Source organism: Marivita hallyeonensis, from assembly GCF_900129875.1.
Lineage (GTDB): Bacteria > Pseudomonadota > Alphaproteobacteria > Rhodobacterales > Rhodobacteraceae > Marivita > Marivita hallyeonensis.
Map to the genome: position 1 here is coordinate 408,987 of NZ_FQXC01000002.1, position 11,174 is coordinate 420,160.

At 60.0% G+C, this 11,174-nt stretch carries 16 protein-coding genes; all 16 read right to left on the reverse strand.

All coding sequences use genetic code 11. The annotated features are described in order from the left end of the window. Positions 1-4: 4 nt before the first annotated feature. A complete protein-coding gene (gene nuoG, locus BUA42_RS07680) occupies positions 5-2,023 on the reverse strand; it encodes an NADH-quinone oxidoreductase subunit NuoG (RefSeq protein ID WP_072777113.1) in 2,019 nt (672 codons plus the stop codon). 194 nt (positions 2,024-2,217) lie between these two features. Next, on the reverse strand, positions 2,218-2,613 hold the full coding sequence (locus tag BUA42_RS07685) for a DUF5333 domain-containing protein (RefSeq protein WP_072777114.1): 396 nt from the start codon (positions 2,611-2,613) through the stop codon (positions 2,218-2,220). A 91-nt stretch (positions 2,614-2,704) separates the two neighbouring features. After that, positions 2,705-3,037 (reverse strand): hypothetical protein, encoded by a 333-nt coding sequence (locus BUA42_RS07690; RefSeq protein WP_072777115.1) that lies wholly within the window; start codon positions 3,035-3,037, stop codon positions 2,705-2,707. 154 nt (positions 3,038-3,191) lie between these two features. Then, positions 3,192-4,490 carry an NADH-quinone oxidoreductase subunit NuoF gene (gene nuoF / locus BUA42_RS07695; protein WP_072777116.1) on the reverse strand — a complete coding sequence of 433 codons (1,299 nt, stop codon included), beginning with the start codon at positions 4,488-4,490 and terminating at the stop codon, positions 3,192-3,194. 3 nt (positions 4,491-4,493) lie between these two features. Beyond that, positions 4,494-4,712, reverse strand: coding sequence for a DUF5337 domain-containing protein (locus tag BUA42_RS07700; RefSeq protein ID WP_072777117.1), 219 nt, complete (start codon positions 4,710-4,712; stop codon positions 4,494-4,496). 16 nt (positions 4,713-4,728) lie between these two features. Next, entirely contained in the window at positions 4,729-5,553 is an 825-nt protein-coding gene (locus BUA42_RS07705) for an NADH-quinone oxidoreductase subunit E (protein ID WP_143152644.1), read from the reverse strand. Positions 5,554-5,584: 31 nt separating this feature from the next. Further along, positions 5,585-6,796, reverse strand: a complete 1,212-nt coding sequence (locus tag BUA42_RS07710) for an NADH-quinone oxidoreductase subunit E (protein WP_072777118.1) — start codon at positions 6,794-6,796, stop codon at positions 5,585-5,587. A 58-nt stretch (positions 6,797-6,854) separates the two neighbouring features. Then, positions 6,855-7,148, reverse strand: coding sequence for an NADH dehydrogenase (locus BUA42_RS07715; RefSeq protein ID WP_072777119.1), 294 nt, complete (start codon positions 7,146-7,148; stop codon positions 6,855-6,857). After that, on the reverse strand, positions 7,145-8,374 hold the full coding sequence (locus BUA42_RS07720; RefSeq protein ID WP_178346874.1) for an NADH-quinone oxidoreductase subunit D: 1,230 nt from the start codon (positions 8,372-8,374) through the stop codon (positions 7,145-7,147). The genes BUA42_RS07715 and BUA42_RS07720 overlap by 4 nt, the downstream gene beginning before the upstream one ends. 10 nt (positions 8,375-8,384) lie before the next feature. Then, on the reverse strand, positions 8,385-8,786 hold the full coding sequence (locus BUA42_RS07725) for a nuclear transport factor 2 family protein (protein WP_072777120.1): 402 nt from the start codon (positions 8,784-8,786) through the stop codon (positions 8,385-8,387). A gap of 4 nt (positions 8,787-8,790) precedes the next feature. Then, entirely contained in the window at positions 8,791-9,207 is a 417-nt protein-coding gene (locus BUA42_RS07730) for a GFA family protein (protein ID WP_072777121.1), read from the reverse strand. Then, positions 9,208-9,381, reverse strand: coding sequence for a hypothetical protein (locus BUA42_RS21145; RefSeq protein WP_178346875.1), 174 nt, complete (start codon positions 9,379-9,381; stop codon positions 9,208-9,210). It lies immediately after the preceding gene. Then, the gene (locus tag BUA42_RS07735) at positions 9,381-9,992 is read right to left on the reverse strand and encodes an NADH-quinone oxidoreductase subunit C (protein WP_072777122.1); all 612 of its coding nucleotides are present in this window, start codon (positions 9,990-9,992) and stop codon (positions 9,381-9,383) included. The genes BUA42_RS21145 and BUA42_RS07735 overlap by 1 nt, the downstream gene beginning before the upstream one ends. A gap of 1 nt (position 9,993) precedes the next feature. Continuing rightward, positions 9,994-10,209, reverse strand: coding sequence for a YodC family protein (locus tag BUA42_RS07740; protein WP_072777123.1), 216 nt, complete (start codon positions 10,207-10,209; stop codon positions 9,994-9,996). Further along, positions 10,206-10,739 (reverse strand): NuoB/complex I 20 kDa subunit family protein, encoded by a 534-nt coding sequence (locus tag BUA42_RS07745; protein ID WP_281249780.1) that lies wholly within the window; start codon positions 10,737-10,739, stop codon positions 10,206-10,208. Before BUA42_RS07745 ends, BUA42_RS07740 begins: the two co-directional genes overlap by 4 nt. Further along, positions 10,730-11,095, reverse strand: coding sequence for an NADH-quinone oxidoreductase subunit A (locus tag BUA42_RS07750; protein ID WP_072777125.1), 366 nt, complete (start codon positions 11,093-11,095; stop codon positions 10,730-10,732). Before BUA42_RS07750 ends, BUA42_RS07745 begins: the two co-directional genes overlap by 10 nt. Positions 11,096-11,174 lie beyond the last annotated feature (79 nt).

Below are 11,174 nucleotides of genomic sequence, written 5' to 3' on the forward strand. Positions count from 1 at the left end.
CCGCTTACTCCGCCGCGATCTTGGTGTCCTTGCGGGCTTTCATGCCCGCAGAAAGCTCTGCCATCAGTGTGCTGGCGCGCGCGATCGGGTTGGTCAGATAGAAATCCTGTATCGCGTTGCGGAACTCAGCAGCTCCCAGCTTGCCTGCGGGCTCAGCGCGCCACTCGTTTTCCGGCACGGTGTCGATCTTGGCCAGATGCGGCACATCTTTGATGAGCGCCTTGCGCAGTTGCGCCAGGCTGTCAAAGGGCAGTGTCGCGTCCAGTTCCGCCGACAGCGCACGCAGGATGGCCCAATTCTCTTTGGCGTCGCCCGGCGCAAAGCTGGCCCGCAGGGCGAGTTGCGGACGCCCTTCGGTGTTCACGAAGAGCCCCTGCTCTTCTGTGTACGCCGCTCCCGGCAAGATGATGTCGGCGCGGTGCGCGCCCCGGTCACCGTGCGACCCCTGGTAGATCACGAAAGGACCGTCGGCGATATCGACCTCATCAGAGCCAAGATTGTAGATCACCTCGGCCCCATCGATGGTCGTGTCCAGACCGCCATCGGTGGTGCATCCCGCATCCATCGCGCCAACGCGGCCTGCGGCCGTATGCAGAACCATGAACTTCGCGTTGGAGGCTTCTGCAATCTGCATCGCAGTGCCAAGAACGGCTGCACCGTCCGCTTCGCGCAGGGCGCCTTGCCCGACGATGACGACAGCGTTCTTGTCCTTCATGTCACCGAAATCGAGCCCCGCGACGTGCGCCAGCGCAGCGCGATCCGAACCCATGTATTCGTAGTCGTAGGTCAGGTCCGCGGCCTCGCCGACAAGTGCCACGTCTGCACCCGATGCCCAGGCTTTGCGAATGCGTGCGTTCAGCACCGGCGCTTCGTCACGCGGGTTGGTGCCGATCAGAAGGATCTTCTCTGCGGCGTCGATATCTTCGATGGAAGCGGTCCCGACATAGCCCGAGCGGTTGCCCGCTGGCAGCTTCGCGCCATCTGTGCGGCATTCGACATGACCACCCTGCCCCTCGATCAAAAGTTTCAGGGCGTACGCCGCCTCGGTCGGGACAAGGTCGCCAACAAGACCGGCGAGTTTCTTGCCCTTCATCGCCTCAGCGGCCTTGGTCAACGCCTCGGACCAGCTTGCCGGGCGCAGTTTGCCGTTCTCCCGTACGTACGGCTTGTCGAGCCGCTGGCGGCGCAGACCGTCCCAGACAAAGCGTGTCTTGTCGGAAATCCATTCCTCGTTCACGCCGTCATGGTTGCGCGGCAGGAACCGCATGACTTCGCGGCCTTTGGTGTCGACACGAATGTTCGACCCAAGCGCGTCCATCACGTCGACGGATTCCGTTTTGGTCAATTCCCAGGGACGAGCCGTGAAAGCGTAGGGCTTCGACACCAACGCACCTACCGGGCACAGATCGATGATATTACCCTGCATGTTCGAATTCAGAGTCTCGCCCAGATAACTGGTGATCTCCGCATCTTCACCCCGGCCGGTCTGGCCCATCTGGGTGATGCCCGCGACTTCGGTCGTGAAGCGCACGCACCGGGTGCAGGAGATACAGCGCGTCATGTGTGTTTCGACAAGCGGGCCAAGGTCCAGGTCCTCGACCGCGCGCTTGGGTTCGCGGAAGCGGCTGAAATCGACACCATACGCCATCGCCTGATCCTGCAGGTCACATTCGCCGCCCTGATCGCAGATCGGGCAATCCAACGGGTGGTTGATGAGCAGAAACTCCATCACCCCTTCGCGGGCCTTCTTCACCATGGGCGAGTTGGTCTTGACCACTGGCGGCTGGCCTTCCGGCCCGGGGCGCAGATCGCGCACCTGCATGGCACAGGAGGCGGCAGGCTTGGGTGGTCCGCCAACCACTTCGACAAGGCACATCCGGCAATTGCCCGCGATGGACAACCGTTCGTGGTAACAGAAGCGCGGCACCTCGATCCCGGCCTGTTCACAGGCCTGGATCAGTGTCATCGCACCGTCCACTTCGATCTCGTTTCCATCAATGATGATCTTGCGCAAATCAGACATGCCCGGCCCTTTGTTCCCATTTGGCTGGCGCAGTCGATGCCTTGGCAAATCGGCTATCGGCTAACGTCGCTGCGTTCTAGCGCGACTGACCGGAATAGGCCAGATGCAGAGGCAAAAAGAAACCGGGCAAAATCGACGCGCCCCCCTGACGCAGGGGCACCGCGCAAAAGACCGCCAGAGCGAGGATTGTCGTTTTATTTCAGGAGCTGACCGATCTTGGTCTGGGACTGGATCTGCGCCTTTCCAAAGCGGCACAACGCCGCCTTGTCATCGACCGCGACCCCCTGCGCCGCGAGGAAGCTTTCGGCCTTGGCGCGCATCCGCGCCTTCTCGGATTTTGAGGTCACGTAGTCTTCGACCTCTTCTTCCGAATAACCTTTTTCCCGGGCAAGCGCCTTCAGGCCAGACAACGTAGAATACGCCCGCATCAGACGCGGACTGATGTCGTCGCAGGATTTCCGGATTTCGTCCGCAATGGCGACCACCATGATCGTGTCGTCAATCTCGGCGATGTCACGCAAGGGCGGCTTCGCAGCCGCGCTTGTTGCAGCCAGACCGGCCGCCAAAATCACTGTTGTCAGAAGTCGCATCACTCAATCCACGCATCACGTGAACCGTATATGGGGAGATTGCGACGTGCTATTCAATAACCAAGGCCAATATGCACAGTATTTCAGCAAGTTATGGCTCAATACAGCGCCCTGACAAAACAACTTTGTTGTTGTCGATCGTCAAAGCGGCGTCTTCGACATCCGGCCCGTTTGTCCAAGCCACATCCGAGCTGCCCAAGTACCGGATGCAGTGTTGGACCACCTGGAATTCGGCAGCCTGTTTAGCACCTTCGATGCTCACCGATGCCGGGCCGCCGCTCGCCACAAACGCCGCCCGGTCACCGCGCTCGGACCGCAGATCGCCCGTGAAGCGGGCACCTTCATAGACCACAGTGTCCAATTCGCCCCGACCGCAAGCCACCAAGGCCAGCAGCAAAGCTCCCGAGATCCAAGCAGATTTCATCGTCGTCCCTTTCGAAAACCTTGCCGTACCATGCGCTTAGTCCTCTATGGCTTGCAAGCCCGCAGCTCTTTGCAGGTTGTGAACATGAAAAAAGGCGCCGTTACGCGCCTTTTGACTGGTCCGCACACAACCGCAAGAATTCCGCGAGAAGCGCCTATTCCGCCGCAACCGCGCTGATGCGCCCGGTCTTTTGCGCCTTGATACGGTCCTCGATCTCGTCGCGGAAGTTCTTGATGAGACCCTGAATCGGCCACGCCGCTGCATCCCCAAGCGCGCAGATGGTGTGGCCCTCGACTTGCTTGGTCACGTCGAAGAGCATGTCGATCTCCTCGACCTCCGCCTCGCCGCGCACGAGACGGTCCATGACGCGCATCATCCAGCCGGTGCCTTCGCGGCACGGCGTGCACTGGCCGCAGCTTTCGTGCTTGTAGAACTTCGACAGCCGCCAGATCGCCTTGATGATGTCGGTCGACTGATCCATCACGATGACTGCCGCCGTGCCGAGGCCCGAACCCAGCTCGCCGCGCAGGTAATCGAAATCCATGATCGCGTCGCGCATATTCTCGCCAAGCACGCAAGGAACAGACGATCCGCCGGGGATCACCGCCTTGAGGTTGTCCCAGCCGCCGCGAATGCCGCCGCAATGCTTGTCGATCAGCTCCTCGAACGTGATCGACATCGCCTCTTCAACGACGCACGGGTTGTTCACATGGCCCGAAATCGCAAAGAGTTTGGTGCCCGCGTTGTTCTGACGGCCAAAGCCCGAGAACCATTCGCCACCCCGCCGCAGAATGGTGGGGACCACGGCAATGGATTCCACGTTGTTCACCGTGGTCGGGCACCCGTACAGACCGGATCCCGCTGGGAATGGCGGCTTCATGCGCGGCATACCCTTCTTGCCTTCGAGGCTTTCAAGCAGCGCTGTTTCCTCGCCGCAAATGTAAGCGCCTGCACCATGATGCAGGTAGAGGTCGAAATCCCAGCCCGATCCGGCGGCGTTTTTGCCCAAAAGGCCTGCATCATAGGCCTCGTCAATGGCGTTCTGCAGCGCTTCCTTCTCGCGGATGTATTCGCCGCGGATGTAGATGTAGCAGGCATGCGCATTCATCGCGAAACTCGCGATGAGGCAGCCCTCGATCAACGTGTGCGGATCGTGACGCATGATCTCGCGGTCTTTGCAGGTGCCCGGCTCGGACTCGTCTGCGTTCACCACCAGATAGCTCGGCCGTCCGTCGCTTTCTTTCGGCATGAAGGACCACTTCAGACCGGTCGGGAAACCCGCGCCCCCGCGCCCGCGCAGACCGGATTGCTTCATCTCGTCGATGATCCAGTCGCGCCCCTTCTCAATCAGCTTGGCCGTGCCATCCCAGTGGCCGCGCGCCTGTGCTCCTTTGAGGGTCCGGTCGTGCATCCCGTAGATATTGGTAAAGATCCGGTCCTGATCGCTCAGCATTGTTCAATCCTTGTCATTCCGGCGTGACCGCCAGAGTTGGTAGGTCATCCAAAGCGCCCCGCCAAAGCCCGCCAACACGAGCAGATCAAAGAACGCCCGGGTCCGCTGGCTCCAGCCGTATTCGGACCCGATGGCTGTGATCAAAATCCAGAAGAGGCCTATCCCCGCGATGATCAGCGCGATGCGCCGTCCCCGGCGCGCCTCTTCCGAATTTCGATCCATATGGTCGTCTCAACCCCTAGTACACGCCACCTTTGTCAACGCGCTTGGAGAATTCGGTTTCCCCACCAGAGGCCAGAATTTTAGCTTGTTCCACCCAGTTGTCACGGGTCACGCGGCCCTTGAACCCTTCAAGGTTGGCGTTGACCCACGCCACCTCATCCGCCGTCCAATTGGCAATCTGGTCGAAGTGGTAGAACCCCATGGAGTTCAGGAGCTTTTCAAGCTTCGGGCCGACACCCTTGATTTCCTTGAGGTTGTCCGCACCACCCTCGCGGGCTTCGGACAAGGTCGCAGGTTTCGTGCCTTCGTCTGCGCCTTCTGCCTTGCCGTCGCCATCGTAATCCGGTGTCGAGGCGGTCGAGGCGGCCGCAGCAGGTGCCGCAACGGACGTTGCCGCCGCCGCGCCGCCTTCGTATTTCCATTCACCCTTGCGCGACGCCAAGTCCGCTTGTCCGGGCAGAGGTGTCGATGCCTTTACGGCAGTCTTCGTCGCGCTGGCAGGCGATGTGGCCTCGGACGCGGTCGGGGCAGGATCGGCTTGCGGAGACGGCGCGCTCGGCGCCGGGGCGCTCGGTGCAGCGGCTTTTGGCGCCGGTGCAGATGTCTGGCTCGCGTTGCTCGCGTCGATGTTGCCCGGACCCCGTGCTTCCGGCAGGTCACGGCAGAAGAGCCAGCTGAAAACAAGTCCAAGCACCAGGAACGCGACACCACCCAGGAAGATGGAACCCATCCAACCCGTGCTCCCGAGGACGCGCAGGAGGACAAAGATCAACAGGCCGACGCCTGCGGCCATCGCCCATGATCCCAGTTGGCAGCTCATGCCGGAATTCTTTTGTTGCATTCGAAATCTCCCTGTCCGTGTTCAGATGCCCTTAATCGTAGACATCACCTGTCTTTACACGAGAAGAAAACTCCGTCTCGCCGCCCGAGGCAAGTGTCTTGGCCTGTTCCACCCAATTGTCGCGCGAAACCCGGCCTTTGAAACCTTTCAGGTTTTCGTCGACCCAGGCCACTTCTTCGGCGGTCCAACCTGCGATCTGATCGAAGTGGTAGAAGCCCAGATCGTTACACAGTTGCTCAAGCTTCGGCCCGACACCCTTGATCTGTTTGAGATCGTCAGCGCCGCCATCACGCGGCCCATCCAAGGCTTGCGGCTTAACGCCTGCCGGTGCGTCGGCCACATTCAAGGGCGGTTTTGCGACCGCCTCGACACCTTCGGCCTGTCCCGGCGCTTCGGACCGCTTGTCGGACGCATCGCCAATGTCCCGTGGCGCGGCGGCATCGCCCTTGGCACGGCCGCCCTGCGGTCCGTCAGGACCGGACGGGGGCATCATCGCATCTGGTCCGGGCTTCGGCGGTTGCGCCTTGTTGGCGGCTTTGCCCTGCCACGGTGTGATGAGCGGGACCTCGGTTCCATCGATGCGCTTCACGGTATCGCCGATATCCGTGGCCAGTTGCACCGACGCGTTATACTGGTGCCGCCCGCTTTCGAAATCGGTGAGGCTTGTGAGACCTGATTTCGGTTCCGCCGCATAGCGTCCGTTTTGTGGCCCGGGCACCGGCACTTTGCCAGCGGCGAGTTCATCAAGGATCTCGCCAAACCGTTTTGCCGTCAGGTCTTCGTAGTAATCCTTGCCGATCTGCGCCATCGGTGCGTTCGCGCATGCGCCGAGGCATTCGACTTCTTCCCAGCTAAGCTTCCCATCGGCGGACAGCATGTGCGGCTTCGGTGCGATCTTTTCCTTGCAGACCGCGACGAGGTCTTCAGCGCCACAGATCATGCAGGACGTGGTGCCGCAGATCTGAATATGCGCAACAGAACCAACGGGTTGCAGCTGAAACATGAAGTAGAATGACGCAACCTCGAGCGCGCGCATGTAGGCCATGCCCAGCATATCCGCGATTGTCTCGATAGCCGGACGTGTCAGCCAGCCTTCCTGCTCCTGCGCGCGCCACAGAAGCGGAATGATTGCGCTCGCCTGGCGACCTTCGGGGTACTTCGTGATCTGCGCGTCTGCCCACGCCTGATTGGCGGGGGTAAAGGCGAAACTGTCGGGTTGCTCGGAATGGAGGCGTCGTAGCATGGGTCTGGTCCTATTGCGTCATCGCGCAGTCAGCAGGTCTTCGTGGAGTGCCGTCGCATCAGGTGGCGTCCGGCGCGCAAGCGCCCGTCACAAGGCGGACACCGCCGCCTTCCAGCGCAACGGCATCTTCCGTAGAGACGCGGTATTGGGCGGTTTGGATGACCTGTTCGCGGGTCAGGCCGGTTTGAAATTCGACCGGAAGGTAGTCACTCTCGCTGACGAGGTCACAGCCAATGGAAGCGACAGCGATGTCAAAGTTCGCGACATCCTCTTGCGTGACCCCCTGAGGCGGGATCGCGCAGGCCGCAACAAAGCTCAGAGCGGCAATCGCAGCAACCGGTCGAAAGATCATCTGTCGATTTCTCCGAACACCACGTCCATCGTACCGATGATCGCCGCCACATCGGCCAACTGGTGGCCGGATGCGATGTGATCCATCGCCTGCAGATGAAGATAACCGGGTGCGCGCAGCTTTGCGCGGTAGGGTTTGTTGGTGCCATCCGCGACGAGGTAAACGCCGAATTCGCCTTTCGGCGCTTCGACCGACGCATACACTTCGCCTTCAGGTACATGGAAGCCCTCGGTGTAGAGCTTGAAGTGGTGGATAAGCGCTTCCATCGAGGTCTTCATCTCGGTCCGTTTCGGCGGCGTGATCTTGCCACGGGCGAGGATATCACCCTGCCCTTCGGGCGCACGCAACTTCTCGACGGCCTGTTTGATGATCCGCAACGACTGACGCATCTCCTCCATGCGGACGAGGTAGCGATCGTAGCAATCGCCGTTCTTTCCGACCGGGATCTCGAATTCGAACTCGTTGTAGCACTCATAAGGCTGCGCACGGCGCAAGTCCCACGCAAGGCCGGACCCGCGGACCATGACACCAGAGAATCCCCAATCGAGGATTTCCTCTTCGGTCACGACACCGATGTCGGCATTACGCTGCTTGAAGATACGGTTCTCGGTCAGAAGCCCGTCGATGTCGGCGATGACCTTGGGGAATTCGTCGGCCCAATGATCGATGTCGTCGATCAGGTCGCCGGGAAGGTCCTGATGTACGCCGCCAGGGCGGAAATAGGCGGCGTGCAGACGCGCCCCGCAGGCGCGCTCGTAGAACACCATAAGCTTTTCGCGCTCTTCGAAGCCCCAAAGCGGCGGTGTCAGCGCGCCGACATCCATCGCCTGGGTCGTGATGTTCAGCAAATGGTTCAGGATGCGCCCGATCTCGGAATAGAGTACCCGGATCAGCGACGCCCGTCGCGGCACCTCAACCCCAGTCAACTTTTCGATCGCCAGACACCACGCGTGTTCCTGGTTCATCGGCGCCACGTAATCCAGCCGGTCGAAATACGGCAGGTTCTGCAGATACGTGCGGCTTTCCATCAACTTCTCGGTCCCGCGGTGCAGCAGGCCGATATGCGGATCGCAGCGTTCCACGATTTCGCCGTCAAGCTCAAGCACCAGACGCAGAACACCATGCGCCGCAGGGTGTTGCGGGCCGAAGTTGATGTTGAAGTTACGAATTTTCTGTTCCCCGGACAGCGCGTCGATGCTGCCGTCGTCAAACTTGGAGCCGTCCATCATGCTCTCCTCATTCCGCCGCATCCAGACGGACCGCCGTCCGGAACACTTTGGTCAACAATTTCCAGGATCCGTCGACCAGGACAAATCCAAGATGATCCTCATACCGCGCCGAAGGCACATCCACCCAAAGATGCACGCGCGCCATTGTCCCGCCGGACACGTCAATGCCCTTGATCTCGTACGACGCATTACCCTCGAACGCCGTCCGGCCCGAGACGCGCTCCAGATAGGACGCTTTGTCCCAATGCAGGGTTGTGCCGTCATCGTTGATCAGCGTCATGCTGAACCGCTCGTGGCACATGCCTTTGAACACGTCCGCACGCGCGTAGTAGACCGCTTCCGAATAGGCCACCGCCTGTGCGAACACCTCATCGAAGGCCCGCTTGCTGTCCACGGAACTACCGTCCATCACGTCAGTTCTCCTTCGGCGCAAACATCGCATAGACCTCAGCCTCGGTCATGGTCTTGCGTGTGCCCGCCAATGCATAGTTCGAGGGCTTTCTATCGATAAACAACTCGATCTTCAGATCGAATTGCGACGGGTCTTCAAAACACTGGATCGAGACATGCTGGTTTTTGCCGTCCTGCGTTTGCCACAAAAGCGATGACCCGCAAGTCGTGCAGAAGATGCGCTCTCCCCATTCGGACCCTTTGTATGAGCCGAGCGTCGCGCGTTCCGCAAATTTGACCGACTCACCGCAATCGACCGACATGTACATCCCGCCAGACCACTTTCGGCACATCCCGCAATGGCATATTCCAGCCCCCAACGGACCCATTTCCGCTGTAAAGGTGCATGCTCCGCACAGGCAGGACCCGTTCAGTGCCACTTAGCGTTTCTCCATTTCATTCAACTTCGTCGCCATGACCCACAACAGTACGATTGCACCCAACGGAATGACCGCGACAAAAGCCCATTTCGCGTCATATCCGAAATGCGGCAGCAGCTTCATCAACGGGATGACCGTCGCCGCCGTGATCGCGAGCCAGATGACAAACTCCATCAGTCCGCCTTCTCTTCCTGCTTCTCATCCCCCGGAAGCACGTATTGCGCGCCTTCCCATGGGGACATGAAATCAAACTGGCGATATTCCTGAACCAGGTTCACCGGTTCATAAACAACGCGCTTTTTCTCTTCGTCGTAGCGAACCTCTGTATAGCCCGTGGTCGGGAAATCCTTGCGCAGCGGATACCCCCGGAAGCCGTAATCGGTGAGAATGCGCCGCAGGTCCGGGTGGCCCGAGAAGAGAATGCCGAACATGTCGAACACCTCGCGCTCAAACCAGTTGGCGCTGGGATGCACCTCCGTCACGGACGGGACCATCTCGTCCTCGCGAATACTCACCCGAAGGCGGATACGGTGGTTCTGGTACATCGACAGGAAGTGGTAGACGACGTCGAACCGCTTGGCGCGCTCCGGATAGTCGACCGCCGTGATGTCGATCAGGGTCGAGAACTTGCAGGTGGAGTCGTTCTTCAGAAACTCCACGAAGCCTTCGATGTTCGACGGGGCCACATCCACGTTCAACTCATCATGGGTGACGTCCCACGCCAGCACGCAATCCGGGCGCTTCAGCTCGATATGCTGGCCGAGTTCCTTCAGCACTTCGGACATGTCAATTCTCCCGCGTCTCGGACATGATCTGCTGCCATATCTCGTCCTTGTTGGTTGCCGGGCTGAGCGACTTGGCCGAAAACCAAGCGTTCAGCTTGTTGAGGTCCGAAGGCACGAACCATGTGGCCGACAGCATGTCCTCGCCTGCCAACGCCTCTACAGTCATGACCGGGCCGCCAGATTTCAGGCGTACAAGATCGCCGATCTCAAAGCTCATCTCACGATCGTCCCCGTCCGGCGGATTTTCCGTTGCAAGGCCATGATCCCATAAAGCAGCGCTTCGGCCGTCGGCGGGCACCCCGGGACGTAAACATCGACCGGCACGATCCGATCGCAGCCACGCACAACGGAATAGCTGTAATGGTAGTAGCCGCCGCCATTGGCGCACGACCCCATGGAGATCACATAGCGCGGTTCCGGCATCTGGTCGTAGACCTTGCGCAGGGCGGGCGCCATCTTGTTCGTCAGCGTGCCGGCCACAATCATCAGGTCCGACTGGCGCGGGCTCGCGCGCGGTGCCGTGCCGAACCGCTCAAGGTCATAACGCGGCATGGAGGTATGCATCATCTCGACCGCACAGCAGGCCAGCCCGAATGTCATCCAGTGCAGCGATCCGGTGCGCGCCCAGTTGATGATGTCCTCGGTCGACGTCAGCAGGAAACCCTTGTCCTGCAGCTCGGAATTCAGCGCCTGCGTGGCGTATTCCTTGTCCACTTCGGCTGTGTTGGCTCCGGTCATCACTCCCATTCGAGTGCTCCCTTCTTCCATTCATAGGCAAAGCCGATGGTCAGAACGGCAAGAAAAACCATCATCGACCAGAAGCCTGTCATACTGATATCCGAAAACGCCACGGCCCATGGAAACAGAAACGCGATTTCGAGATCGAAAATGATGAACAGGATCGACACGAGGTAGAACCGCACATCGAATTTCATCCGCGCATCATCGAATGCGTTGAACCCGCATTCGTAGGCCGACACCTTCTCCGGGTCCGGATTGCGGACCGCGACGATCACCGCAGCAAGGATGAGAACCAGTCCCAAACCGATCGCAATTACCAGGAATACAAGGATCGGAAGGTATTCTCGCAGCATGTCTTCCAAGACGAGGCTCCTTTTCTTTCACGCTCCTCGGCGCGCTTCCAAGTGGCTAACTTGGCACTCCCACCGTGTACTCCCGTCT

What these genes read in the sequence shown, in the direction of transcription:
- nuoG (WP_072777113.1), bottom strand. Translation starts at nt 2,023, where the DNA reads ATGTCTGATTTGCGCAAGATCATCATTGATGGAAACGAGATCGAAGTG.
- BUA42_RS07685 (WP_072777114.1), bottom strand. Translation starts at nt 2,613, where the DNA reads ATGCGACTTCTGACAACAGTGATTTTGGCGGCCGGTCTGGCTGCAACA.
- BUA42_RS07690 (WP_072777115.1), bottom strand. Translation starts at nt 3,037, where the DNA reads ATGAAATCTGCTTGGATCTCGGGAGCTTTGCTGCTGGCCTTGGTGGCT.
- nuoF (WP_072777116.1), bottom strand. Translation starts at nt 4,490, where the DNA reads ATGCTGAGCGATCAGGACCGGATCTTTACCAATATCTACGGGATGCAC.
- BUA42_RS07700 (WP_072777117.1), bottom strand. Translation starts at nt 4,712, where the DNA reads ATGGATCGAAATTCGGAAGAGGCGCGCCGGGGACGGCGCATCGCGCTG.
- BUA42_RS07705 (WP_143152644.1), bottom strand. Translation starts at nt 5,553, where the DNA reads ATGCAACAAAAGAATTCCGGCATGAGCTGCCAACTGGGATCATGGGCG.
- BUA42_RS07710 (WP_072777118.1), bottom strand. Translation starts at nt 6,796, where the DNA reads ATGCTACGACGCCTCCATTCCGAGCAACCCGACAGTTTCGCCTTTACC.
- BUA42_RS07715 (WP_072777119.1), bottom strand. Translation starts at nt 7,148, where the DNA reads ATGATCTTTCGACCGGTTGCTGCGATTGCCGCTCTGAGCTTTGTTGCG.
- BUA42_RS07720 (WP_178346874.1), bottom strand. Translation starts at nt 8,374, where the DNA reads ATGGACGGCTCCAAGTTTGACGACGGCAGCATCGACGCGCTGTCCGGG.
- BUA42_RS07725 (WP_072777120.1), bottom strand. Translation starts at nt 8,786, where the DNA reads ATGGACGGTAGTTCCGTGGACAGCAAGCGGGCCTTCGATGAGGTGTTC.
- BUA42_RS21145 (WP_178346875.1), bottom strand. Translation starts at nt 9,381, where the DNA reads ATGGAGTTTGTCATCTGGCTCGCGATCACGGCGGCGACGGTCATCCCG.
- BUA42_RS07735 (WP_072777122.1), bottom strand. Translation starts at nt 9,992, where the DNA reads ATGTCCGAAGTGCTGAAGGAACTCGGCCAGCATATCGAGCTGAAGCGC.
- BUA42_RS07740 (WP_072777123.1), bottom strand. Translation starts at nt 10,209, where the DNA reads ATGAGCTTTGAGATCGGCGATCTTGTACGCCTGAAATCTGGCGGCCCG.
- BUA42_RS07745 (WP_281249780.1), bottom strand. Translation starts at nt 10,739, where the DNA reads ATGGGAGTGATGACCGGAGCCAACACAGCCGAAGTGGACAAGGAATAC.